A 26,528-nucleotide genomic window follows, 5' to 3' on the forward strand; every position below is an offset into this window, starting at 1 on the left:
TATCATTTTATAGTCTTGACCTTATAGGAACAACGCGCCTTGCCCTTCAACATGGCCCCCAGCTTTCCTTTAATCATCTGTTTGCGTAATGCAGACAAATGATCAATGAACATTTTTCCGTCCAAATGATCAAATTCATGCTGCATGACCCTTGCCAAATAGCCTTCCACCCACTCGTCATGTTCTTTCAGCTCCTCATCCAAATAAGTCACATGAATACGGTCCGGACGTTTCACCGTTTCATGGATACCTGGCAAACTCAAACAACCTTCTTCCATGCTGACTTCTTCTCCACCCACTTCTAAAATATGAGGATTTATATAAGCCCGACGGAAATCCTTAAATTCGGGCAATTCATCAGACATCACATCCAGATCAATAGTTACGACACGAATAGGCAAACCAATTTGCGGAGCAGCCAGACCCACACCATCTGCACGATTCATGGTTTCAAACATATTTGCTATCAACTCTTTCAAATTAGGGTAATCCGGGGTAATATCCTCTGCTTCTTTACGCAACACCGGTTGTCCATACACATAAATAGGTAATATCATTTTTCTTAATCTGTTTTTATTTATTAAATATATTTCTTCGACTCCAAATAGGACTGTAAGATTATCGTAGCACTGATTTCATCAACTAAAGCTTTATTCTGCCTATCTTTTTTCTTCAAACCTCCATCCAACATGGCTTGGTGGGCCAATACGGACGTAAATCGCTCGTCAACAAACTCTATCGGTATATCCGGTAATTTTTTCCTTAGTTGATTGACAAAAGGGACAATATTACGCATATTTTCCGACTCTTGATTATTCATTTGCTTGGGATGCCCTACAATGATGCGTTCCACAGGCTCTTTTTCCACATATTTCAGAATAAAGTCCAGTAGTTGGTGTGTAGGGACAGTCGTTAACCCGTTTGCAATAATTTGCAAAACATCCGTCACAGCCACACCTGTGCGCTTTTTACCGTAATCTATCGCTAATATTCTACTCATATAGTTTGCAAAAATACAAATTTATTCCATACCTATTTTATATATAAAGATTAAAATATGCTTTTTCAACTGTTTTTTCAAAAGAAACGATTCATTTCGTTTAATTTTATTTGCTATTTAAAAAATAGTACTTATTTTTGCACCGAATATGTGGCTTAACGTAAGGGTCGCATAATGTTAAATTGAAACAAGTATTTGTTATAAAATGAAAAATAAGAGCTCTTCAAAAGGAGTTTTATATAGATGTTTGTTGTATTGTATAGCTATATTGTTGCTTGTTATGATTCCATTAAAAAGTTTCAGTCAATCAACAGGAGAATTAACAACAGATAGTCTTGTAAAAATGGGATTTGAAAATGTAAGATGGACAGATACTCCTGAAGAAAGAGTTTATGTGGTTGAAAACAGTGCTTACAAAATTCAAGCGTTGGGTATTAGAAAGGCTGTAGATATCATACAGTCAATGGGATTACCCAAGGATAAATCTTGTAAGTTGATTGTTACCAACTATAATATACCTCAGGTCTCACTGACCTATCAGCCTCTTGCCGGTGACACAACAGTGGTAAGTGGTGAAGATTGGAAAGTCAGTTATGATATAGGTGACAGTTGGGACAAGGTGAAGAAAGAAAAGAAAAAGAACAGTTCGCTGTTTAAAGTAGATATATTGGTATATCCGCAGCTATACTTTAAGAACTATATCATTACACAGATATATCAGGCTTTATTAGAGTTTAGCCCGGCGGTAGAGGTGTCGCTTTGGCCAGGAATGAAATTTACTGGACAGATTATTCTGCCTGTGTATAATGACGGATATGGAGAACTTGCAGGAAAAGTTCGTCCTGGATATCTAACCTTGGCACAACAATTTCGTCTGCCTTATAATATACTGGGAACAGCAACAATAGGTTTCTTTGATTATGATACATATGGTGCAGATTTAAATCTGTTTTATCCATTCAAGGATGAGCGATTTTCTATAGAAGGAAGATTCGGTTATGTCGGATTTGGATATTGGAGAGGTTTTAAATTTCGCTATAATGATAAGTACACTACTTATTGGTCTGTAGGGGGAAACTTTTACTGGCCAAGGTTTAATACACAGTTTAAATTGAGAGCTGAACAATATTTATTAAAAGAAAAAGGGGTAAGATTTGAAATGATCAGACACTTCCGCTATGCCAGTATAGGTTTTTACGCTGTAAAAGCTGAACATGCCAATAGTAATGGAGGGTTTAAATTCATCGTTGCATTACCACCTTATAAATATAAAAGACATAAATATATACCAAGGGTTTCTACTTCATTGGGTACGGGTATAACATATAATGCAGGAAATGAAAAATATTATTATAAAATGCCATATAGTAATGCAAGTGAAAATATAATGCAACAAAATAGTTTTAATCCATATTTTATTAAATCAGAATTATTAAATTTTTAATTTTATTGAGATGAAAAAGAAAAGTTTTTTGAGCGGTATTGGTGCTAAATTGGCATTGGCCGCAGTAGCTTTAACAACTGTAGTGTTCACAAGCTGCGAAAAGGAAGAATTTAATGTAGAACCAATCGAACAAGCACCCGCTAGTGCCACAATCTTTGCTACTGTGTATGATCAGACAACAGGCGAAAATCTAGGTACAGCAACAACAACTATTGCAGCTGGCGAAAATGGAGCTATCGCTAAACAAAAAGTTACTGTTATTTGTCCTTTCTCAAGTGCCGAGTATTTGCCCGTAGCTTCTATCGATGTTGAAGTTCCAGAAGTAGCAAAAGGTCAGATGATTCTTATTCCTGTAACTTTCTACGCACAGAAAATAGCATCTGCAGCACAGAATGTAAGTACTTCTAAAGATGAAGATTCAATTGAACAAGTTAAATCTGAATCCAACAAGACTTCAAAAGAATATACAGGTACAGGCAAGCCGCAAGAAGTTGAATACGATGCATTGGTAGGTACTAAAATTCTTAACAAAACAGAACTCTATTCATACATTGAAACTCTTGTAAACTCAAGAGCTATGAGCAACGACAATGTTATTGCTGTATTGAAAGCATTAGTAGATACTTATGATAACATGGCAACTAAGACAATCAAGACAGAAGTAACAATGACAGAAGGAGTAACATTTGTATTCAAACCTGTAACACCTATGACTGAATACGTTATGTCTATCAGCGCTACTGTTGACAATGTAATCTATACTATTCCTAATGTAAAAGTAAAAGAAGCAGGTACTACTGACGCAGGTTTGGAAGTATTATCACACGGTCACGGTCACGGAGACAATGGCAATGCAGGTGGTGGTGCAGCTGGTAAATAATCAATCAGTTTAAACCAACACGTAGAATAATAATTCACCAAAAAATTATAGTAAAATGAAATATAAAGTATTAACTCTGTCGCTTCTGATGGCAGGTGCTTGTGCTACTACTCTTAAAGCACAAGACACCAACTATTATACTCCGAAATGGAGCGATAACATCTTCGTCAGTGTAGGTGGAGGTATCCACGCTATTGAAAACGATGGTTTCAATAAGCTGGCTCCTCACTTCAGCATCTCTTTGGGTAAGTTAATTACTCCCACATGGGGGATACGTGGTCAGGTAAATGGTATCACACAACACTTGTGTTTGGATAACAGTTACTACGAACACAACAAGAACTACGTAGGAGCTAACATTGACGCTATGGTAAACTTGTCAACTCTGTTTGCAGGTGCTAATCCTAGCCGTTTTTTTGAAGTATATGGTTTTGCTGGTCCTATGCTTTCCGTAGCTAAGTCACAGAACGTAACAATCAAGAATGATGGAACAATGGTTCCCGAAGGTGAAAGCAAAGCAAGAGCACGTATTGGTGCATCCGCCGGTGTAGGCTTGAAGTTCAACATTAACAAATATTGGGCTATCGATGTTGAAGCTCGCGGCGCCATCGCTCCTTCTATCTTTGGTAATATCAGTAGCCACCGTAAAGCTGAAGGAACAGGTATGTTGACAGCTGGTGTCAGCTACATCTTTGGTGGCAAGAAGTTTGCTAAAGTTGAAGACCGTGTAGTAGAAAAAGAAGTGATCAAGGAAGTGATCCGCGAAGTTCCGAAAGAAGTAGTTAAGGAAGTGATTAAAGAAGTTCCTAGCGCTGCAGAAGTTGCTATCTTCTTCAAAATCGGTAAAGCAAAGATCAGTCCGGAAGGTATGGTTAATGTACAGTTAATGGCTAAAGCAATCAAAGCTAATCCTAACGCTAAGTACAAAATTGCAGGTTTCGCTGATAAAGCTACAGGATCTGCTTCATTCAACCAGACTTTGTCTGAAAAACGTGCTCAGGCTGTTTACGATGCATTGGTTGCAGAAGGCGTAAAAGAAAGCCAGCTTGAAAAAGTTGCTATGGGTGGAACAGATAACATGTTTGGTAAGAACTATTTGAACCGCGTAGTTATCTTGGAAGTAAAATAATCATTGATACCTGATAAAACTCTGATAGATTAAAGAAGGGAGTATCGTAACAAACGATGCTCCCTCTTTTTCTTCAACTGCTTTTTTGATCACATAAGCAGCAACAGCAAATAAATCATATAACAAGAATCTACAGATCTTGGCTATACAATTCTGGAAACTTGAGGTAGTATTTACCGAATCTTGTAACAAGATATCGGGCTATACAAGCAAAAAACTGATACATAAAAACAACAGGACGTATTTAGAAAAGAACAAGAGCTTTTTTAAATACATCCTGTTGTTTTTAAAAAAGCTCAAGACGATTTTAAAATATTCTATCGTATAGTGACACAGACTAATATATAAGCAACATTATACAAACAAAAGCATTTACTATCCTCAATAGACCAGCTTCACATTGTCAACCCAAAGTGTATTTCCAGGAGAACCGATAAAAGCCCCCCCATGACTGGACGAAAATTGCAGTATCATGTGCGTAGGATTTTCATTGGCCTCCGCCCATCCTATTTCTTTAATCAAGACACTTTCTCCCTTACTATTTCTAGTATAATCCCTCTCTCTCAACCCCATTGTTTCATGATTATAAGACGGATGCTTGGTTATATCACCATACAGCACTTCATAAGTAGCACCATTTACCCAACCATCCGAATCCTTATCATATTTCATCACCATAGTTCCTACCCTCTTCGCCGTAATATTTCCTTCAGCGTCCTCCATACGTTTTTGCAAAAAGAAAACAGTTATCGCACAATCCTGCCCTGCCACCTGACCTTTCTTGCTGAAACCTGTCAACCGGATACGATCTTTCTCACCAGACATCTTTACCTTATAATCATAACGGACAGCTTTGGGACGTTGAGTAAAAGGAACTCCCCAGTTCATGTTCTTCTCAGCATTCTTAGTTCCTGTTATAGGCTCCAGCATATCACCTAAATAAATGGATCCGGCTGCCAATACAGTAATATTCACCATCCCCAATACTTTGACGCTCTCTATATGCGTTTCCAGGCGAGCACAATATCCATTGTCCCGTTTGTCTCTATAAACAGAATTATTTGTTTTAACAATGCCCACTACCTTAGCCATCACATTAGAGGTTCCCCAAGGAGACCCTCCCATATTTTTATAAGGTTTGTTACCATCTATTTCCTTTGTAGGACCTATCTCATAAAGAAGTTTGGTATTGCCGCCTATAACACCGGACTCATGAACCTTACGGATTATCCACTGATCCATATCTCCGTATTTTATAGGCACCACCTTTTCCTGGGCAAAGCCATACAGCGGTGCTATAGCCAAAAGAGCAATGACCGATAATCTGCCATAATATTTCATACCCTTAGTTTTTATTGTTGTTTAGAACCGACAAAGCTATAAAAAAAAGCGGCAACTTCACAGTTGCCACTTTTAATAAAGAAAAATAGACTATATTTTCTTCTTAATTTACCAAAAAGAAGTCATTAATATACTCTATATAGTAACCATGCCTTCTGGAAATCGTCACGGTTAGGATATTTTGCCTTAAACTCCTCCTTTGCCTGAGTAGCCTGCGCACGGTCATCATATGAAGATGCTATAACGCGATACATATTTCTTTCAGCATTATAAACCACTTTGGCATTATAACCTTGACCATCCAAATATTGTTTCAAACCTTCTGCATTCGCTTTCACACCAAAGCTACCACATACTACGCTATATGCTTTTAAGCCGTCACCTGAAACCAATTCTACTTTCTCTTCGCGAACCGGACCGGCAACAGGAGCAGTTGTCACAGGGGCAGATACTACCGGAGCAGCTTCAACCGGAGTTGCTTCTACCTGATCAGCAGGAGCTTCAGCCAATTCCTGTTGTTTTGCTTTTTCATAAGCCTTCTTGTAAGCACTTTCGCTAGATTTACATGAGGAAAATGCCAAGGCTACGCACAATCCCATACCCAACACAACTAATTTTTTCATGATTACTCAATCTTTTATAAATTAATACTCTAGTTTAATTCCATTATATTGGTGCAAAAGTAGCAATATATCAACAGCTTTCACATCAAGAATGGAGTTAAATTTAGTTAATCAGAGAAGAATCTCCAATTTCTATTCAAAAATAGACAAAATAAACAACAACATTCAGTTTTATTTGTTAGATTTGTAAGGTACAAAAAACAAAAAAACTATGAAAGGATTAAGTATTTTAGCTGCATTCCTAGGCGGAGCCGTAGTTGGTGCAGCAGCAGGTATTTTATTTGCTCCTGAAAGCGGAGAAGACACTCGTAGCAAAATTGCTGATGCTTTACGTAAAAGAGGTATCAAATTAAGTCGCACAGATATGGAAAATCTGGTCGATGAAATTGCAGCCGAGGTAAAAGAATAAGCAACGCCCACAAAAGTGTATTGTCATTCCGGACTTGGATCCGGAATGACAATAATTTTTAAATCAAAACTCCACGCATGTTTGCAAACGATAAAAATATAGATAATCTGCAACAACTTCTGGCAGAGCTTAAAAAGTACGCAGAGTTACAAAAGGATTATGTAAAATTACATTTAGTAGAAAAACTTACTATACTGATATCAACCCTCATCCTTGTCTTTATATTATTGATATTAGGTATTATCGCACTTTTCTACTTGTCATTTACATTGGCCTATGTACTCGAACCTCATGTAGGCGGGCTTATGGCTAGCTATGGAATCATTACCGGATGCATTATTCTGCTGATTCTGTTAATCGTTTTATTCCGCAAACGGCTGATTGTCCAGCCTATGGTAAATTTCCTTGCCAACCTGCTTTTAAATGACAACTGATTATGAAAGAGAATACTCCTAATAAAACGCCCATCATCACTTTGGAAGTGATAGCACAACGAAAAGCTGAGAAGTTGGAAGAAGTACAGCAAGCTAAAAAAGAAATGGTACAAACCATACATGAACTTTTTGCGCCTGTAGAACAAAAAGGAGGCGTAGAAGGCATTATGCAACATATCAATACAGGAATCGCCGTTTATGACGGAGTACGGACCGGTATCAAGATCATGCAAAGAATCAGAGGATATTTCCTGAAAAAGAAGAAATAACTTAGTATTAACCACAACATTTTATCCACATGAAAAGACAGCTACTAGGTGTGGCAGCAATTTTGTTGTCAATTTCCACGTATGCACAGGACAATCCATTATGGATGCGTTATTGTGCCATTTCTCCGGATGGAACCACCATCGCATTCACCTATAAAGGTGACATCTACACAGTACCCTCTACAGGCGGCAGGGCCAGTCAGATTACAACCAACCCTGCCCACGACACCAAACCTATCTGGAGTCCTGACGGAAAAAAAATTGCTTTCGCATCAGACCGCATGGGAAGTATGGATATTTTTGAGGTAAACAAGGAAGGGGGTATCCCCAAAAGATTAACCACCCATTCGGGTAATGAAACACCGGTGGCTTATAAAGACGCCGGACACATTCTGTTTCTAGCCAATATAATGCCAACTGTAGAAGACGCACAATTCCCCTCCGGACAATTCCAACAAGTATATGAAGTTAATACCGAAGGAGGACGCCCTGCCCTCTTCTCTTCCATGCCGATGGAAGATATCAGTATCAATCACACAGGTAATACTTTGCTCTACCATGACAAAAAAGGATATGAAGATCCTTGGCGTAAACATCACACTTCATCCATTACCCGCGATATTTGGCTGTGTTCTCTGAATGGAAACCGTACCTTTCGCAAACAAACTACTTTCAATGGTGAGGACCGCACTCCCGTTTGGGCTTCAGATGATAAATCATTCTATTATTTAAGTGAGGAAAAAGGCTCATTTAATATTTTCAAACGTGATATTGACGGTAATACATCCAAACAAATCACCAACCATACCAAACATCCGGTACGCTTCCTGAGTGCCGCCTCCAATGGAACATTATGCTATGGATATGATGGCGAAATCTACACGGTAAAAGAAGGTGCCATTCCGCAAAAAGTTCAGATTTCCATTGTCACCGACAAGAACGACAAAGATCTCATCCGCCAGATTAAGCGTAGCGGAGCAACAGAAATATCCCTTTCACCCGATGCAAAAGAAATTGCTTTTGTACTACGCGGAGATGTATATGTCACATCAACAGAATACAGCACCACCAAACAAATCACCAATACTCCGCAACAGGAACGCGATATTCACTTTTCTCCGGACGGAAGAAGTATTGTTTACGCTTCCGAAAGAAACGGATTATGGCAGATTTATCAAACCAGTCTAGCTAAAAAGGAAGAAAAACAGTTCGCTTACGCAACCGATATCAAAGAGGAAAGACTGACCAATTCGGATATCACTTCATTCCAACCTCAATACAGTCCTGACGGCAAAGAAGTAGCCTTTCTTGAAAACCGTACTACCATCCGTGTTCTGAATCTGAAATCAAAAGCTGTACGAACCGTCATGGATGGCAACTATGAATATTCATACAGCGACGGTGACCAATGGTATCAATGGAGTCCGGACAGCAAATGGATTCTTACCAACTACATAGGTATTGGCGGATGGAATAACAAGGATGTTGCACTGGTCAACGCATCTGGCAACGGAGAAATTCATAATCTGACCGAAAGTGGATACAGTGACGGCAATGCCAAATGGGTATTGGATGGAAAAGCCATGATTTGGGAAAGTGACCGCGCAGGATTCCGCAGCCACGGAAGCTGGGGCGCTGAAGCGGATATCTACATCATGTTCTTCGACTTGGACGCATACGACCGTTTCAGAATGAGCAAGGAAGAACTTGCTTTGCTGGAGGAATCAGAAAAGAAAGACAAAGAGAAGAGTGAAGAGAAAAAGAAGGCTGATAATAAAAAAGATAAAAAGAAAGACTCCAAGAAAGAAGATGACAAGAAGGAAGTAAAACCACTGGTTTTCGACCTTGAAAACAGCCGTGACCGTGTAATTCGTCTAACTGTAAATTCTTCACGATTGGGAGATGCTGTATTAACTCCGAAGGGTGACAAACTATATTATCAAGCAGCCTTCGAAAGCGGATATGATTTATGGGAACACGATCTTAAAGAAAACAAGACTAAAATCGTCATGAAAAAAGTCGGTGGCGGAGCCCTGCTTCCTGATAAGAAAGGCGAGAATCTGTTCCTTTGCAGCCAAGGTGGTATCAAGAAAGTTACTGTCAGCAGTGGTGAAACCAAACCTGTAGAATTCGAAGCTTTCTTCGACTACCAACCCTATGGTGAACGCGAATATATTTTCGATCATGTATGGCAACAAGTAGAAGATAAATTCTACGTAAAAGATCTGCACGGAGTAGATTGGAAAGGCTATCACGAAGCATACGCACGCTTTCTTCCATACATCAATAACAATTATGATTTTCAGGAAATGCTAAGTGAAATGCTGGGTGAGTTAAACGGTTCACACACCGGAGCACGTTACTACTCAAACGGTCCTACACTATCCACAGCGACCCTAGGAGCATTCTATGACGAAACTTATGATGGTGACGGGCTAAAAATTAAAGAAATATTAGCAAAAGGTCCATTTGCCGTGAAAAAAACGGATGTTACTCCTGGTTGCATCATCGAGAAAATTGACGGCAAACCTATCGTAAAAGGACAAGACTACTTCCCGCTACTGGAAGGCAAAGCCGGAAGAAAAGTGTTACTGGCCATATATAATCCGGCTACCGGCAAACGTTTTGATATCACCATCAAAGCTATCAGCACGGGCGAACAAAGTAACTTGCTGTATAAACGTTGGGTAGAACGTTGCCGCAATATAGTCGATAAATTATCCGAAGGCCGCATAGGCTATGTACACGTAAAAGGTATGGACAGTCAAAGTTTCCGCGAAGTATATAGTGAAGTATTGGGACGCTGCCGCAACAAAGAAGCTATTATTGTAGACACACGCCACAATGGAGGCGGCTGGCTACATGATGACTTGGCCACTTTATTAAGCGGCAAGGAATATCAGCGTTTCGTTCCACGCGGACAATACATAGGCAGCGACCCATTCAATAAATGGCTCAAGCCATCCTGCGTATTGGTATGCGAGGACAATTACAGTAACGCACATGGCTTCCCATGGGTTTACAAGGAATTAAAGATAGGCAAACTGATTGGCGCACCGGTTCCGGGCACAATGACTGCCGTATGGTGGGAAAACCAAATCGATCCGAGCATTGTGTTCGGTATTCCTCAGGTGGGTTGCATGGATATGCGTGGACAATATGCAGAAAATCACCAACTTTCTCCAGACATTGAAGTTTATAATACTCCAGAAAAGGCATTGGCAGGTGAAGACCAGCAGTTGGAAGCAGCCGTACAAGAAATGCTGAAAACAATAGGGGAAAAGAAATAAAACAATCCCATCCTGATAAAAAAGAAAAAAGACAGATGCGAAAATATTTTCGCATGCCTGTCTTTTTTCTTGCTCTATTCACATCCGTCCAAGACAAAGATGGCTCATCCAACCTTTATAAAGCGATCATCCGATGAATATAAGACATACGCTTTATATCCGTCGGACGATATTATCAAAAGGAAACAATATGAAATAGTTCTTGATCAGAAGAAAGATTCTCAAGCCTCCTTCGCTCCTTTTTTCCAAAGACGAGTCATATCTTCCAAAGTCTTTCCTTTTGTTTCAGGAACCATCTTCCATACAAACAGAGCTGCAAGCACACAAATCACGCCATAAAGCCCATAGGCAAACACCGGACTGAATTCATACATGGCAGGAAAAGTGGAAGAGACCAGATAATTGAATATCCACTGGAAAGCTACAGCGATAGCCACTGCCTTGCCGCGGATAGTATTCGGAAATATCTCTGCAATCAACACCCAGCAGATAGGTCCCCATGACATCATAAAAAATGCAGCATAAACAATGATGGAAAGAACAGGAAGAATACCTCCCACCTGAAACTCATCACAAAATGCAACACAGAATGCACCTACAGCCATACCAATAGAACCAACAATCAACAAGGGTTTACGTCCCATCTTCTCTACGGTAAAGATAGCAACCAATGTAAAGAGAATATTAACTACCCCCATTACCACAGTCTGCATCATACCATCACCACCGCCACCGATTTTCTCAAAAATACGCGGTGCATAATAAAGCACAGCATTAATACCGATAGCTTGCTGAAATACAGAAAGCAAGATACCGACTACAATAACTGTCAACCCGTATGTAAGCAGTTTCTCTGTTTTCTCGGAAGTCACAGCCTTTATTTCAGACAAAATAGTTTTAGCCTTATCTGTTCCATTTACTTTTTCAAGTACAGAAAACGCTTTATCATCCTGATGGGTCATAGCCAAATAGCGCGGAGTTTCAGGAACCAAAAACAATAAAATGCCAAATAATGCAGCCGGAACCGCTTCTGAACCAAACATATATCTCCAACCATCGGAAACAAGCACTTCATCCGGCATACCATCTTTAATCATATAATTCACAAAATAGACTACCAACATGCCAAAAATAATAGCAAACTGATTACAAGAAACCAATTTACCACGAATTTCGGAAGGAGCAATTTCGGCAATGTACATCGGACAAACAGCAGAGGCAAGTCCTACACCGATCCCCCCGATGATACGATAAAAGTTAAAAGCAAGGATCAATGCAAACGAAGTATCTCCTTTAGAGAAAAATAAAAATTCGGGATAATAAGAGCCTAAAGCAGACAGAAAGAACAATAAAGCAGCCAGACGCAACGAATTACGACGTCCTAACCCCGAAGCAAAATAACCGGAAAAAGCACTACCAATGACACAACCTATCAATGCACTGGAAGCAGTCACGCCATGCCAGAAAGCATCTAATCCCAAATGTTTTTGCAGAGCCTGCTCCGCTCCCGAAATAACAGCTGTATCATAACCGAAAAGTAAACCGCCGAGAATGGCTATAAACACCACTCCCATCAGATAGAAATTGTTTTTCTTGTTTTTCATAATAAAAGAATTATAATAGTTTTCGTAATAAATACAATAACAAAGCTGTGCGAAATTAATCATTAATACGTAATTCTATTATAATTCTCCAACCATTTTAAATCTTTTTCACATCAAGGATAAACAAGATTATTTCGTCTGAACTGTTCTATGTCTTCCTTTTTTAATCCTATCTTATCCAATGACTTAGGAAGATTATGATCATTAAGATAATAACGCGGACGAATGAGATATTGTCTATTTGCTACCGATAGGCTATCTGCCCTATAAGGTGTCTGTATCCCTGCCAAATTCAGCATGGTATGAAACACAGAAGCATTTCCTGCTACCGGTTTTTCACGGTTCTGCAATATAGCTTCATGTACTTCCACATTCTCTTCTCTATATGCTTTGGACAACCAAATTAAAAATGGTACATGCAGTTGATAATAAGACGGGACCGGGGATGCATGTAAAAATAATTTTCGATTATCATCAAAAATATCCTCTCCATGATCCGAAGTATAAAGCATAGCCGAAAAAGAGTTCATTTTCTGCAATAAAGTGATCAAAGAAGCCAGAAAACCATCTGTATAACGGATAGTGTTATCGTATGCATTCATCAAATACTCCTTATTCTCATATTTGGCGTCTGTCAGATTATCCGGTTTAAAGACAGACATGGATTCGGGATAACGTTCTTTATAATTAAAATGTGATCCATAGGCATGCAGCACGATAAATAATTTTTGATGACCTGCCTTTAGCTCCTCTTCTACTAGAAACAATAGTTCGTCATCCGAAATATTGGCTCCTTTCGGAGTGTCTTTCTTGATAAACTTCCAATCATCTGCCTCCATCCCCAAAAAATCAATAAAAGAATGGTTAGGAAGCTGGTTCGAAAAAAAGGCTGTATGAAATCCTGCCTCCTTGAAAGCGGTAATGATTCCTTTCTGTCTATAAAGACAGTCATAATCCTCAGCCGAAGCTGCCGAAAGCAACATAGGCACACTTTTATGAGTAGTATTAGACTGGGTAAGCACATCCGTGAAAGTTACCAACCCCTCCATTTTATCAAGTAATGGAGTGGTATTCCTTTCATAACCATAAAGTCCGAAATTACAGGCACGGGCCGTTTCCCCTATCACCAAGACATAAACTTCCCGGCTGTCTTTATCATGTGCGGCACTGGCATTAAAAGTAAAATCCCTTGAAGTTTCCGCATATCCGGCAGTTTCGCCCGCACGTTCTGCAGCCAATACTAAATTATAACATACATTAGCCGGATACATTTCAATCTTTACTTGATAATCACGTTGCGTCGCATAGCAGATAACAGTCAATAACACTCCTGCAACAATGCCTGCCAAGGCATACTTACGCTGAGAACGAATAAAAGAATATTCCAACTGATTACCTCGGGCCCATGAGAAACCTCCCAAGACCAAAGCAGGAATGTAAACAACAAAAACACCAATTACAGCCGGCAGTAAATTATCCAACAGTTCCATCACCTCCCCGGAATTAGTAGTTGTCAGATTCAGGAACATATCTACTGCAATGATAGAACGCCCGAACAGGTATAGCAATACCAATTGGAATGCCGCAAAGAAAACAAACGGAAATAAGATCCAAATAGTCTTTCCAGGTTTACGCCCCAATGTCATAATCAACCAATAAACCGATACCGGCAGAATGACATTACAAATACGTGCCAAAAGTGTCATTTGTTGTTCTGTAAAAAACAATGCCACATTGGGAATGGCCAAGACAACGATGAACAGAACGAACAATCGTTGTGGCTCACAACACCACTGAATAAATTCTCTAAAATGCTTCATTTATATTAAAAATAAAACCAGACTGTCCATTTTTTCCAAATCCATAGTCCAGACGAACATTTACATTCTTTTTAAACTCCCAACGATAACCTATTCCATAATTAGGCAACACTCTGTCCATGCGCAAAGCACTGAACTTATTGAATACAGTTCCGGCCCCTATCCAAACTACAACACCATTACGTTTCCATACATGCTGACGCAATTCCACCTGCCCCTCTATTTTATGCTTGTCACGATAGCGCCCTTCGTAATAACCACGCATGGAATACGAATTTCCCAACAGCGCCATCATAGCCCACGACGGATTACCGAAATTAAAAGTACCGCGTAATTCTCCTGCCAACAATCCTCCTTCCCATACAGGATGATAATAACTGGTACGCAAATCCGTAGTACTGAATGCATAATCGTTTCCCAAAAACTTAGGACGGAAACATTGGGTAATATTCAAATAATATCCCTTATGGGGATTAGTCAACACATCGCGCGAATCATATGCCAAAGAAAGGCCCACTCCATAATTAGCAGCAGTAAGGTTCATTCCCTCCAGTAATCCGGGGCGTTCCATATTCTTACCATGCACATAATCATAAGATGCCATAGGACCTATATATAAATTATCCGCTATCCGAAACAAAAAACTAGCTTTAATTTGTGCTTGCCAGCGATCTAAATCAGATTCATTGGCATCTACATTACCCATATCGTACCCTATTCCCCAAAACTTGGAAGGAAAGGAATAAAAATAAAGAGTATAATCCAGCCGGTATTTGTCCTGCGGAAAGATATGAGTTCCGCGTATCCCCAACATATAGAAGCCAACAGTGGAAACATCTCCAAATAAAGATACATTGGACGGGGGAAGAAGCATGTCACTTCTATCAGCACGATAAAGCCCCGCTGCCACCAGTCCAAGCCCCAGTTTGGTATCCGTACTGTAATGTGGTCCGCCAATAATACTAAAATCAAATTTCTTATGATTCTTATCTTTATTAGCATCATTAAAATAGTTCAGAAATCTTTTGAAAAAAGTCCTTTTCTGTACTGTGCTGTCTTTGTGTTGCATTGTCGTATCTTCAGGCAAATAAAACAGACCGCCCTCTTGCGTGACTGCCAAAGCCACATCTGCCATACATATAAAGATTACGATCAAAAATGATATTTTCTTCATTGTAACCTGTTATTTTTTCCACTGTTAAAACAAGCTTTACAGTAAACATAAACTGATAAAAACAAATAAAGCAGATTGGGATACAAAGATAGCCAAACCTGCTTTATTGTGACTTTTTTTATAATAAGAATCTGGTCTGAATTTACCTATTTCTGTCCTAAATACCTTATACCGGTCGCTTTTCTGTAATCAGCCAACGCAATCTTCTGCTCATAATAAGATTGGATAAGGTTTGTATATGCCTGTATCCATGTCAGCTGTGCAGAAAGCACATCCAAAATAGTCAACTTACCTTCAGTATAACTAAAAGTGTTCAAATCCAAATTCTCTTCTGCCAGTTTGCAGTTCTCCTCGGCAATACTTATCTGACGGGTATTCTCTGTCAGACTAGTCCACGCCTTCGCCACTTCTTTGCTTATTTGGTCTTGCTTATCTTGCAATGCATACTGCTTGCCCAATAAAATAGCCTTCTGTGCAGCCGTCGATTTAAAGCGGGCTCCCCAATGGAAAATCGGCAATTTAATAGAGGCATACACATTACTATTAAACATAGTTTCGCCCGAAATGTTCAACATCTGTGTTCCCCATGTCTCTTTAAAACCGATAGAAAGAGAAGGGTTGTACTTGGCGGCAGCCAGACTTACCTGTCTTTTCTGATAATCCACATCCAATTGGGAGATAGCATAATCGGGACGCACATTCAAGGCTGTTTCCGCTCCAACAAAGGCAGGCATAGGCAATATGGTAGAAATAGAATCCGTCAAATCCATTTCAGCCAGCGGTTCCAATCCCATCAGTACATTCATATTCTGCAAGGCGACCTGATAAGACTGATAGCTGCTGGAACGTTGCAATTCAGCCTCTTTCAAACGAGTCTGCATCTGAATGAGATCCGTCTTGCTGATATAGCCATCATCGTACTTATCTTGCAGCACTTTGGTCAACTGCTCAATAATCTGTACATACTGGCACATCGTTTCATACATTTCTTTTTGTGCGGCTGTTCCCCAATAACTGGCTTCAGCGGCATAGATAATATTATCCGTTGTCAAATCCACCGACTTATCCGCCATCTGAGTTTGTATTTGGGAAGCCTTATAATTGTGATAGATACTGCCACCGGCATAAATAGGTTGTGATACCCCTACTTCGGCACTGTATGAATCGTGCTCCATAGGAACAGCCATTCCGCCAAAATCCATCTCGTATTTGTTAATACGATACTGATAGCTTCCCGTTGCATCAACAGCCGGAAAGAAAGCGGTTTTTGCCGCTTTCATAGCCTTCTGCATAGCTGTACGTTGCGCCACACTCTGTTTTAAGGTTTGGCTATAATCCAGTACCTTTTGTTCAAAAGTAGAATAATCCACGACAGTCTGAGCCGAAAGTGTACCGGTCATACAAGCCATACTTATAATATAGATCATCTTAGTTTTCATTATCTGTCTGCTCTGATTTTAAAGAAAATACAATAAGTTACCGGAAGAACAAAAATGGTCAGTACCGTTGATACGAACAAACCACCCATAATGGTAGCCGCCATACCTGCAAACATGGCATCGCCCAACAATGGAAGCATACCCAGAATAGTAGTTCCGGAAGCCATGGTCACCGGAACGATACGCGTCTTGGTAGCCTCGACCACGGCAGGCACAGCACCCTTTCCATCCTTCAACTGAAGTCCGATTTCATCGACCAGCACAATGGCGTTCTTGATATTCATACCAATCAATCCCAACAGACCGAGGATGGCAAAGAAGTCCAATGACTTACCAAACAAAAGCAATCCCCATACCACACCAATAAACACCAGCGGCAACATAAGCATAATCAATACCGGCTTGCGGTAGTTGCTGGGGAAAAGAAACAGCAGAACCACATAAATCAACAGGAAGGTCAGCGGAATATTCTTCGCCAATGCAGCGTTACTCACATCCTGTGTTTCCTGCTCGCCGAAATATTTCATTTTATACCCTTCGGGCAACCGCATCTGCTCTTGTACGGCAGTGAGCACCTGTTTAAACGCAGCCATCGTATTGGCTCCACGTTTAGGTTCACATTGCATCATCATACAACGCTCGCGGTTAAAGCGGCGGACTACATTATAATCATAACCCAAAGCAAAATTATCGATCACCTGTTCCACTTTCACGGAATTTCCTTTCGTACTGAATACAGGCACACTTTTCACATCATTCAAGTTCATTTTTTCCACATCCTCATCTTTCAACAGAATAGGCAAGGAAACATCCCCCTCACGATATTCTCCCAAAGGCAAACCATTGGTAGCCGTACGGAATGAATTAGCAACCTGCTGACGGGTAATTCCCAAGCGTAAACCTTTCTGTTGAGAGAACATCGGTTTCCACACAGGCACCTTATCTCCCCAATTGGAACGGATATCCGTCACCATATCACACTGGCGGGCTATTTTCTTCGCCCTTTCAACCAATGCGGTCAATGTATCGGGATTCTCACCGATAAAACCGATCTCAATAGCAGCTTCAGGCACCGGAGACAAAGCAAAAAGTGCCGAACGGGTAATGATATTGGGAAAGTTCTGGGTCATGTGCTCATAAAACTGCTGTTCTACTTCGGCTGCATCTTCGGGGTCTTTAGTTTCCACCATCACATTAGCATAGTTAGACTTCGGTCCAAAAGAAGAACTTGCCAAATAGTAACGCAACGGAGTACCACCCAATGTCACCGAATATGATTTAACTTTCTCATGATTCTTCAAATAACCCTCCACCTTCATCACATCCTGATCTACCGCATGAATACTGAATCCCTCAGGGAATACCAGATCAGCACGAAAATAAGGCTTATTCATTTTCGGAAAAAAACTCTGAGGCATAACAGCCATAATAACCAAAGAAAGCACCAAAGTCACAAAGACGGTGGTCAATGTCACAAAACGGCGTTTAATCAGCAAGGTCAGAAACTTCTCGAATTTATGATAGAGTTTAGTATCATACGGATCTTTCATTGCACCGCCGGGAACAGCTTCTTTCAAAATAAAATTACCAAAAGTCGTAGTCTGGCACAAAGCCAGAATCCAACTCAATCCCAGTGACACAGCCAATACAACAAATAGCGGTTTCACAATCTCAGCCACGGATGCCGGTGCCAGATACAAAGGCAAGAAAGAGCAGATAGCAATAAAAGTAGCGCCCAGCAATGCCCACTGCGGCTTGATGGCCCCCTCTATCAATGACTGATAACGTGATTTTCCGCGCTTGATACCTATTTGCGCATTATCTGTCACCACAATGGCATTATCCACCAGCATACCCATGGCGATAATAAATGCCGCCAAAGAAGTACGGTTCAATCCTACTCCCCACATCAACATAATAAGCAAAGTACCACCTACTGAGAAAAGTAACGAACTACCTATCAGCATACCGGCACGCGATCCCATCACCACAAAGATAATCAGGATAACAATAACCAATGATTCTATCAAATTCAGGATAAAGCCATTATTCGCCTCATCGGCAATCTTATCCTCAGGATAAAGGGAGGCAAGTTCAATACCGATAGGCAACAATTGCTCTATTTCCGCCAACCTTTCGTCCACTGCTTTACCCACAGCTACCACATTATCCTTTGCTCCACTGGCCACACCTATACCAATAGCACGTTTACCATTGACCCGCATCAAGGTTGAAGGCGGATCATAGTATCCACGCTCCACTGTTGCAATATCCCCCAAACGGACTTCCCGTCCGTCCTTACTGATAATCAACTGATTTTCTATATCTTCCAGACTGGTATAAGTTCCTTCCGTACGCAAGCGCAACTGATAAATTTCAGTCGCTATATCTCCCGTATTCACCTGTATATTCTGCTTCTGCAAGATGCCCATAATTGAAGTGGGATCAATGCCCAGTGCCGAAAGTTTGGAGGTGGATATCTTGACATTGATCACTTCTGTCTGTTCCCCATACAACATCACTTTCTGCACTCCCTCAATCGGAGTCAACTGGGTACGGATACGCTGGGCCCAGTCACGCAAATCAGTATACGAGAATCCCTCATCAGCGGTCAAAGCATAATAAATGCCATACACATCACCAAAGTCATCATTCACTGTAATGGTAGACGCCCCACTGGGCAATTTGGGTTGTATATTCGCCACTTTACGACGTAATTCATCCCATTTCACAGGCATATAATCCGGATCAATCGTAGGCTGAAGTTCAATAGAAATCTTGGACAGTCCGAAATAAGATTCCGATTTAATCTGATATACATCTGTCATGGACTGAATTTCACGTTCAATCGGTTCCGTAATCAGTTTCTCCACTTCATGTGGGTTCGCTCCCGGATACTGGGTAACCAATACCGCAGTCTTTATCACAAAAGGCGCATCTTCTTTCTTAGGCAGCTTGAAGAAGGAGATTACTCCACCTATCAGCAAAATAGCCAAAAAGAAATAGATAACCTTCCGGTTCTCCAAAGAATATTTTGGAATATTCATGATATGCTTTCTCCTTTTTTATTCTGTTAATATTTTTACTTGCTGGCCATCCACAAGATAAGAGGCTCCGGCAGAAACGACCTGTTCACCCGCTTTCACATCTCCGGTAACAATCAAGTCATTACGTCCAACAATAGTACCCTTATCGTTGACTTTGCGTTGTTCCACTTTCTGTGTGGATGGATTATAAACAAATACTTTTTTACTATTCAATGTATTGTCAAACACTACAGCCGACAAAGGTACTGTAATCCCTTCTTTTACCACATCATTCTCAATATTGACAATAACACGACATGAGAACCCCACCGATACCTTGTATTTTTTCAAATCAAATTCCGGATCATCAATGTAAAGGAATACAGGAACTCCTGCCCCATCGGGAGAAGCCTCTACATACTCCTTTACTTTTGCTTGAAATAATTTTCCTTTATAGGCATCAAACTCTACGTAAATAGTAGAAGGAGAAGTTACATAAGAAATATTCGTTTCGGGGATAGTGAACTCCACTTGCAATTTAGCCGGATTAATCAAACACACTACTCCTTGTCCTGGTTGTACACGCTGATAGTTTTCAACGTATTTTTTTTGGATGAAACCATCAAATGGAGCGCGTAGCTTTGTGTCATTCAATGTGTTTTGCGCATCTTCAAATGCCGATTTGGCATTGGTATACGAAGCTTGGGTCGTTTCAAATTCTTGCATGGAAATGGCGTTCTTAGCCAATAGTTTCTCCGCGCGTTGCATCTGTGATGCCGCCTTTTGAAATGAAGCCCTCTTAGCGTCATAATCCAATTTGTAATCTGTCGGATCAATTTCGGCCACTACCTGTCCTTTCTTTACCCGCTGTCCTTCGAGTACATTCATTGCTACCAGCGGACCGGACATTTTAAAGGCCAAGTCACTGAACTGATCAGGCGACACAACACCTGAATACGATTTTTCGATCCTGCTTAACGAGGTCACTTCCGCCAATTTCACGGGACGGGGACCGCGTTCTTGTGCAGGTTGCTGTCCGCAAGAACAGAACACTGCTGCAATCATTGCCATGATAGACAAATTTTTACCTTTCATACTGTTAATCTTCACTATTAGTTTCCGCTGCAAAGTTCTCATAATTATTAAAGGCGTACAAGTGCTAACAGTAAGATATATTAGTCTATTTTTAAGCATTTTCTTTGTTATCTGCTTTAACTGTCCTATATTTGTGGTGCATAATCAAAATCTTCTTTATTTTTATGAAGTATATAGATGACATTAACCTATTTAAATCAAATAAGGATTTCGTTGCAGAAATTGACATGACAGGATCATTAGGCCGTATTTACCACTACCCGCAACGAATGGAAGGATGCTTGTTCCTTCTGTGCCTGCGAGGTGAATGTGACATAACGATCCATCTGTCTGAACACAAGATACAAAAGAACGACATTGTCACTATTTTGCCAGAAACCTTTGTACATGTCCACCGGCAAAGTCCCGACTGCCGTCTGTACCTGATAGGGTTCAACAAAGAGTTGCTGAATGGAATAAACCTCTTCAATTCCACCATGAACTATCTTTCAGCCCTGATTGACACGCCCATTATTCCTCTGCGTCCCGAAATAACCGAGTTGTTTCAAGACTATTTTATGTTGCTGATAAAAATGAAACGTATGGGAGCCAAGCCCAATAAAGACTTAATCAGCACCATGCTGCTCACTATATTGCATGGTGTAGGCAGCATTCATCAGAACACCAATGTAACCACACGTACTTTCAATCGTGGAGAAGAAATTGTAAAACGTCTGGTCCAATATATCATCAAACATTATACGAAAGAACGGAGTGTAGCTTTTTATGCCGATCTGCTTCATATATCCCCTCAGCACCTCAGCACTACTGTCAATAAGATTACGGGAAAAACTGTTACAGATATCATCGCCAAACTAGTGATAACAGATGCGGAAGCCAAACTAAAATCCACCGATCTTACTATTCAGGAGATAGCCTATTCACTTAATTTCCCAGATATCTCATTCTTTGGGAAATATTTTAAAAGATATACAGGAATGTCACCGAAACAGTATAGGGAAAACGGATAGTGAAAACAGACTCAGCCCACGTTAGTACGTGTAAGGTCATACGTCAGTACGTATAAGCCTACATATACTAACGTATAAGCTTATACATACTAACAATGTAAAAACACATGTCCAAAGTCTCTTACACCATAAAAGTTATAAGTTTTTCGGCTTATAAATAGCGTTCCACCAAGTCGCATCGTCCTGCAACCATTTGGCAAACCAGGCAAAGATTGTATTCTGCCACTGGATCCTCTTGCCATAGTCTACAATATGATGATCTTGCCCCGTTACCGCCACAAAAGCTGTTTCGCGTCCCAGCAATTTCAGTGCTGTAAACATCTGAATACTCTCTCCCACCGGTACATTCACATCCGCATCACCATGCAGGAACAGCAAAGGCGTATGTATCTTGTCCGCATTGAACAACGGGCTTTGTTTTACAAAAAGATCAGGATTGCTCCACGGATAACTATCCGCCATGGAAACTTCACTATACGAATATCCCCAATATCCTTCCCCCCAATAACTGGTATGGTCACTGATACCGGCATGAGAGATGGCCGCTGCAAAAATATCGGTCTGTGTTTGCAGGTATTGTGTCATAAAGCCGCCATAGGACGCACCTATACAGCCTATTTTCTTGTCATTGACAAAAGCATGTTCTTTACAAAACAGCTTTGTACCTTCTATAATATCCTGTGCCACCCCTTCCCCGGCTGTATTGACGTGGCGGGCAGAGAATTCCTGTCCGAAACCGGTAGCACCGCTAGGTTCTATCACATACACCACATAGCCCAATGCCGCGTATGCATGATGCGGATAACGGCTTTCAAAATTACGGCTGACCGGACTGCACCCACCATAATAATTCACAATCATAGGATATTTCCGGTTAGCGTCAAAATGAGGCGGCAGGTAATAACGGCCGTAAATGGTATCACCACGCGAATTGGTAAAACTCCAAGCCTTGCATTCGCCCAGCTCCACATCTTTCAAGATGTCCTTACTTAAGTCTTCCAACAAAGATGATTTCATCTTTTTGGTATTCATGGTGTACAAACGGTCGGAATTTGAGGCGCTTTGTCCATAATAGGCCATAACCGGAGCATTTTGCGCCAATGAGAATGAATTGACCAAATCTTCTGCAACCTCCAGTTGCAGAATTTTCCCATCAGCGGGATTCATCCGGTACAAACTGTAACAGTCACGGTTCTCGGCCGTGAAATATATTTGCCCGTCGGCCTTATTCCACACGGCACGCTGTACGCTGGGATTAAAATCTTTCGTCAGCGGAGTGACCCTCTTATCAGCTATATTCAGCAAATAAAGCTGACCGTCCGTCATACTCGGAGTCTGCCCCTCCTTTACATTTTTCCCTATTCCACCCAGCGATTCAGGCGAGCCGGATACCAATACCTGCGTTCCGTCAGGTGAAAAACGGGCTCCACTGATAAAACCATCTTTATCTATCAGCAGTTCCGCCTGTAAAGTCTGCATATCCAACCGATATAGTGAGAATAAAGTAGTAGGACGCTTGGTCAGACGGCTCTGACTGGTCATCATCAAAAGATACCGGCCGTCATTGGAAATATCGGCAGCCCAGACATTGTGATAACCGAAAGTCAGTGGCTGCAACAAACCGGTCTTCAAATCATATTTAGCCAGATAAGAACGGTTACGCCATCCCGGCTGGCGGTCATCCGGCTCCAGTACCTCATAAATTTCTTTACGTTCTTTCGGTCCTTCCTGGGTCATGGTGAAAAGCAGGTAGTCTTCCGTAGGTGCGAACTGGAAATACCCGTCAGGTAATTTATTCACCAGCACGGCCTCCACTCCGGTAAGTGGATCCACAACTATCAGCTGCCTGCCATCCACTCCTGTACGGGTATAATAATAACGGTTAGAACGAGGCATCCATTGCATATTCTCAGTACGCTCCGCCAAAACCTTACCGCTGGCAAGTTCAGTAATACGCGTACTGCCGGCCGACCGGCCACCTACACAAGTCGTACGATAATTAGTAATCAGATATCTGCCATCAGGAGAAAGTCCGACTCCGGCAAAACGAGTTCCATGCAACACATCCGCCAAAGTATATAGCTTTTTGTTATCTTGCTTAAGTGAAATACTTCCCTCTTGATCCGTATCCACACTCACTTTCAAGGAATCTGTTTTCCCTGTTTCAGAAAGATATTTAACAACTACAGAATGGGTGGCCGGCTCCAAAGCGAGTTCAGTCCCTTCCTGCTTTTTCCCATCTACATAAAGTTGGTATTTTTTCAGACCGTCAATCTTCAACTTGGCCGTAGCATAACGAGTATTCTCCAACACAAAGCCCACCATGTGCAAGGCATATCCCGAGTCACTTCCCGGCAAAACTCCGCCTGTAAATAAAGTTCCCTGCTGCAGTACGTCCACAGAAAGATGAGTATCTAACAAACGTCCGGATACAAAAGTCTTTGAATTCACATCCACGCTGTCCACCTGAAAAGGGGCCTGTACAACGTAGGGGCCGGCATAACGGAAAGTAGTAATGTCAATCGTTTCAGCACCTGCCATCACAGCCCAGGCAAATGCACAAGACAATAAGATTTGTTTCTTCATATTTCTAACAATTTGTGTTACACAAAGATACGAAATATAAAAGAAACAAAAACCTTTTTCTACGAATTTCAATGCTTCCTACAACATATTATTTCACCTCTCCCGGCAGATAGCGCAACTGCAAATACTGTTCTCCCGGTTTCAGATACCCCCCTTCGAACATTTCTTTCCTGATCCGGTAAACTGCCACCCTTTTCAATAAGTAATTTTCTACCTTCATCGGCTGCTTTTTACACCAAGAAAGCACTTTCAAACTTCCATCGGCATGAACATCCGCATAGACTTTTACCGTTCTTATCGGAGTCCCGTCCGCTATCTTACGTCCTCTTTTATAATCCACCCACAAAATAGCTTTCGCTTTTTCCCCCTCACATGTCCCAGCATACTTATCCGTTTCGGATGCGGTGGAAGGTGAAGAAGTTCCCTTACAACCTACAACCGCACATAAAATCAAAAGATATAAAATATAGCCCCCTCGTATTTTCATATCAATCGGATTAGTCTTTTATCTCTTCTATAGGAGTAATATCCTCTATTTCAGGCATACCCGGTTCTTTCTTCTGACGGAAGCGGATGATGTTTATCAAATCGGACAGTCCGTATACAATGCTGCTCACTCCCAGAATGATGAATGGAACAGCCGCCGCCGTAAATGGATTAAATAATACCACAATACCTGCAATCAGCACCAACACAGGTATCACAAAGAAACCTCCCGGTACCACCGTCCAACTACGCGCAGCAGACAAATTCACAATCTGACTGATTCCCGCCAGTACCAAAACAGCACCCAGCACATACATCAGAATACCGACAAAAAATGCCGGCATAATCATCAACCATAATCCGAACAAAAGGCTACCAAGCCCGGCAATAGGGAAACTGCTGCCATCCTGCTTGCCACGAATCAAATACCCAAATACAGAAAAGAGTCCCGGTACTAGAAACAGGACACCGATTGTAATAACCAGATAAAGAATGGCAGCTTCAGGCCATGCCACCAGCAACACACCGATGACCAATGCACAGATACATCTGATTATAGAATAATTCATTGTTTTCATATTCAATCATGTCTAATTGGTTAATGAAGCGAATATACTGATTATTTCTGAGAAGACAGATGCAAAATGGATATTAATTTTTCAGACAGAAGAACAAAAGAAGAAAGCCGGAACAGATTTTCCTGTCATAAGCTTAGAACTACATTCTATTGTTCTATAGACTTTAGCAAACAGAATATTCTACCGACTATTCCAATATGTTCTTTCGTACCCATGCCTGAAGATCATCCTTTTATCATATGGCAAATCACTCTATCTGTTCTGTTTCAGGCAGACTTTGTTCATTCTCGTCCTCATCGATCAAAATAGCCCAAAAGAGCCACCATAACAGCAATCCTGCCAACAACACGGCACCTATCCTTATCCAAAGTTTACGTTTCATACACTTCATTTTAATGATTTATTAACTGATGTATTAAAACCATTCCGCCACCCGAAATGTTCATTCATAAAACCAATTTAAAGTAATAAGATTATGAATAATGGAAAATTCTTTGCCGGACTGGCACTAGGAGCGCTGGTCGGCAGTGCATTAAGTTGTTTTGCGCACAGCAACAGAGGCCGCAAATTGAGAAGAGACGTGTATGATGCCATTCAGGACTTACAAGAAGATGCAAAAGACCTGGCTCATCATGCAAAACATAAAGCAGAACAAGTAAGCAGTGAAGTAGCCGGAAAAGTAGGTGAGAAAGTGGAAGAAGTGAAAGGGAAAATACACGAGGCTGCAAATAAATAAAAAAAAAGTAAGTTTTTCTTTGGAGTTTAAAACAAAACGCTTACATTTGCCCCAAAATAAAAACAGATTTTATGAATAGAATCATGGTAAATACATATTGGTGGCGTTTCTTACAACTAAACAAGTCGTAAGGGAACCAGACCATGTATATATAC

The 26,528-nt window shown here is 40.8% G+C and carries 23 protein-coding genes; 9 read left to right on the forward strand and 14 right to left on the reverse strand.

All coding sequences use genetic code 11. From position 1 onward, the window contains the following. Positions 1-2: 2 nt before the first annotated feature. Together def and ruvX are read right to left on the reverse strand one after the other, a co-directional pair. Positions 3-557: a peptide deformylase gene (def, locus tag GKD17_RS15360; protein ID WP_007832201.1), complete on the reverse strand. Its 555-nt coding sequence runs from the start codon at positions 555-557 to the stop codon at positions 3-5. A 23-nt stretch (positions 558-580) separates the two neighbouring features. Beyond that, positions 581-1,000, reverse strand: a complete 420-nt coding sequence (ruvX, locus tag GKD17_RS15365; protein WP_007832198.1) for a Holliday junction resolvase RuvX — start codon at positions 998-1,000, stop codon at positions 581-583. Positions 1,001-1,205: 205 nt separating this feature from the next. On the opposite strand from ruvX, the gene GKD17_RS15370 reads away from it, so the two are divergent. Genes GKD17_RS15370 through GKD17_RS15380 form a run of 3 tightly spaced genes read left to right on the forward strand, consistent with a single transcriptional unit; the run spans position 1,206 to position 4,453 of the window. After that, positions 1,206-2,444: a hypothetical protein gene (locus GKD17_RS15370; RefSeq protein ID WP_007840088.1), complete on the forward strand. Its 1,239-nt coding sequence runs from the start codon at positions 1,206-1,208 to the stop codon at positions 2,442-2,444. A 10-nt stretch (positions 2,445-2,454) separates the two neighbouring features. Then, a complete protein-coding gene (locus GKD17_RS15375) occupies positions 2,455-3,324 on the forward strand; it encodes a peptidase associated/transthyretin-like domain-containing protein (RefSeq protein ID WP_007832195.1) in 870 nt (289 codons plus the stop codon). A 55-nt stretch (positions 3,325-3,379) separates the two neighbouring features. Beyond that, a complete protein-coding gene (locus tag GKD17_RS15380) occupies positions 3,380-4,453 on the forward strand; it encodes an OmpA family protein (protein ID WP_007832194.1) in 1,074 nt (357 codons plus the stop codon). 381 nt (positions 4,454-4,834) lie between these two features. On the opposite strand, the gene GKD17_RS15385 is transcribed toward GKD17_RS15380, so the two are convergent. Together GKD17_RS15385 and GKD17_RS15390 are read right to left on the reverse strand one after the other, a co-directional pair. Further along, positions 4,835-5,794 (reverse strand): PCMD domain-containing protein, encoded by a 960-nt coding sequence (locus GKD17_RS15385; RefSeq protein WP_007832188.1) that lies wholly within the window; start codon positions 5,792-5,794, stop codon positions 4,835-4,837. 125 nt (positions 5,795-5,919) lie between these two features. Next, a complete protein-coding gene (locus GKD17_RS15390; protein ID WP_007832186.1) occupies positions 5,920-6,417 on the reverse strand; it encodes an SPOR domain-containing protein in 498 nt (165 codons plus the stop codon). A 211-nt stretch (positions 6,418-6,628) separates the two neighbouring features. On the opposite strand from GKD17_RS15390, the gene GKD17_RS15395 reads away from it, so the two are divergent. The 4 genes from GKD17_RS15395 to GKD17_RS15410 all read left to right on the forward strand — a co-directional run bounded on the left by GKD17_RS15395 (position 6,629) and on the right by GKD17_RS15410 (position 10,819). Continuing rightward, on the forward strand, positions 6,629-6,826 hold the full coding sequence (locus GKD17_RS15395; RefSeq protein ID WP_005847090.1) for a YtxH domain-containing protein: 198 nt from the start codon (positions 6,629-6,631) through the stop codon (positions 6,824-6,826). 77 nt (positions 6,827-6,903) lie between these two features. After that, positions 6,904-7,260 (forward strand): phage holin family protein, encoded by a 357-nt coding sequence (locus tag GKD17_RS15400; RefSeq protein WP_007832180.1) that lies wholly within the window; start codon positions 6,904-6,906, stop codon positions 7,258-7,260. A 2-nt stretch (positions 7,261-7,262) separates the two neighbouring features. After that, positions 7,263-7,529 carry a hypothetical protein gene (locus tag GKD17_RS15405; RefSeq protein WP_007832173.1) on the forward strand — a complete coding sequence of 89 codons (267 nt, stop codon included), beginning with the start codon at positions 7,263-7,265 and terminating at the stop codon, positions 7,527-7,529. A gap of 29 nt (positions 7,530-7,558) precedes the next feature. Next, on the forward strand, positions 7,559-10,819 hold the full coding sequence (locus GKD17_RS15410; protein ID WP_007832172.1) for a S41 family peptidase: 3,261 nt from the start codon (positions 7,559-7,561) through the stop codon (positions 10,817-10,819). A gap of 221 nt (positions 10,820-11,040) precedes the next feature. Here GKD17_RS15410 and xylE read toward each other — a convergent pair whose 3' ends face one another. From xylE to GKD17_RS15440, 6 genes are all read right to left on the reverse strand, one after another. Then, positions 11,041-12,486 carry a D-xylose transporter XylE gene (gene xylE / locus GKD17_RS15415; protein ID WP_080549488.1) on the reverse strand — a complete coding sequence of 482 codons (1,446 nt, stop codon included), beginning with the start codon at positions 12,484-12,486 and terminating at the stop codon, positions 11,041-11,043. 50 nt (positions 12,487-12,536) lie between these two features. Further along, a complete protein-coding gene (locus tag GKD17_RS15420) occupies positions 12,537-14,243 on the reverse strand; it encodes a phosphoethanolamine transferase (RefSeq protein ID WP_007832169.1) in 1,707 nt (568 codons plus the stop codon). Beyond that, entirely contained in the window at positions 14,230-15,417 is a 1,188-nt protein-coding gene (locus GKD17_RS15425; RefSeq protein ID WP_007832162.1) for a BamA/TamA family outer membrane protein, read from the reverse strand. Before GKD17_RS15425 ends, GKD17_RS15420 begins: the two co-directional genes overlap by 14 nt. A gap of 146 nt (positions 15,418-15,563) precedes the next feature. Continuing rightward, positions 15,564-16,856 carry a TolC family protein gene (locus GKD17_RS15430; RefSeq protein ID WP_007832161.1) on the reverse strand — a complete coding sequence of 431 codons (1,293 nt, stop codon included), beginning with the start codon at positions 16,854-16,856 and terminating at the stop codon, positions 15,564-15,566. Then, positions 16,856-19,903 (reverse strand): efflux RND transporter permease subunit, encoded by a 3,048-nt coding sequence (locus tag GKD17_RS15435; RefSeq protein WP_007832160.1) that lies wholly within the window; start codon positions 19,901-19,903, stop codon positions 16,856-16,858. The genes GKD17_RS15430 and GKD17_RS15435 overlap by 1 nt, the downstream gene beginning before the upstream one ends. Positions 19,904-19,921: 18 nt before the next feature. Further along, a complete protein-coding gene (locus tag GKD17_RS15440; protein ID WP_008653642.1) occupies positions 19,922-20,977 on the reverse strand; it encodes an efflux RND transporter periplasmic adaptor subunit in 1,056 nt (351 codons plus the stop codon). A gap of 164 nt (positions 20,978-21,141) precedes the next feature. On the opposite strand from GKD17_RS15440, the gene GKD17_RS15445 reads away from it, so the two are divergent. Then, positions 21,142-21,987, forward strand: coding sequence for a helix-turn-helix domain-containing protein (locus GKD17_RS15445; RefSeq protein ID WP_007832158.1), 846 nt, complete (start codon positions 21,142-21,144; stop codon positions 21,985-21,987). Positions 21,988-22,122: 135 nt separating this feature from the next. On the opposite strand, the gene GKD17_RS15450 is transcribed toward GKD17_RS15445, so the two are convergent. The 4 genes from GKD17_RS15450 to GKD17_RS23375 all read right to left on the reverse strand — a co-directional run bounded on the left by GKD17_RS15450 (position 22,123) and on the right by GKD17_RS23375 (position 26,019). Beyond that, the gene (locus GKD17_RS15450; protein ID WP_007832156.1) at positions 22,123-24,573 is read right to left on the reverse strand and encodes a S9 family peptidase; all 2,451 of its coding nucleotides are present in this window, start codon (positions 24,571-24,573) and stop codon (positions 22,123-22,125) included. Between the two features lie 88 nt (positions 24,574-24,661). Beyond that, the gene (locus tag GKD17_RS15455; RefSeq protein WP_007832155.1) at positions 24,662-25,060 is read right to left on the reverse strand and encodes a DUF4891 domain-containing protein; all 399 of its coding nucleotides are present in this window, start codon (positions 25,058-25,060) and stop codon (positions 24,662-24,664) included. Between the two features lie 10 nt (positions 25,061-25,070). Beyond that, complete coding sequence (locus tag GKD17_RS15460) at positions 25,071-25,637, reverse strand: HdeD family acid-resistance protein (RefSeq protein WP_007832154.1); 567 nt, start codon at positions 25,635-25,637, stop codon at positions 25,071-25,073. 247 nt (positions 25,638-25,884) lie between these two features. After that, on the reverse strand, positions 25,885-26,019 hold the full coding sequence (locus tag GKD17_RS23375) for a hypothetical protein (protein ID WP_255323745.1): 135 nt from the start codon (positions 26,017-26,019) through the stop codon (positions 25,885-25,887). 93 nt (positions 26,020-26,112) lie between these two features. Between GKD17_RS23375 and GKD17_RS15465 the strand changes: the two genes are divergently transcribed. Continuing rightward, on the forward strand, positions 26,113-26,373 hold the full coding sequence (locus GKD17_RS15465) for a YtxH domain-containing protein (RefSeq protein ID WP_007832151.1): 261 nt from the start codon (positions 26,113-26,115) through the stop codon (positions 26,371-26,373). Positions 26,374-26,528 lie beyond the last annotated feature (155 nt).

The sequence above is a fragment of the Phocaeicola dorei genome, assembly GCF_013009555.1.
GTDB classification, from domain to species: Bacteria; Bacteroidota; Bacteroidia; order Bacteroidales; family Bacteroidaceae; genus Phocaeicola; species Phocaeicola dorei.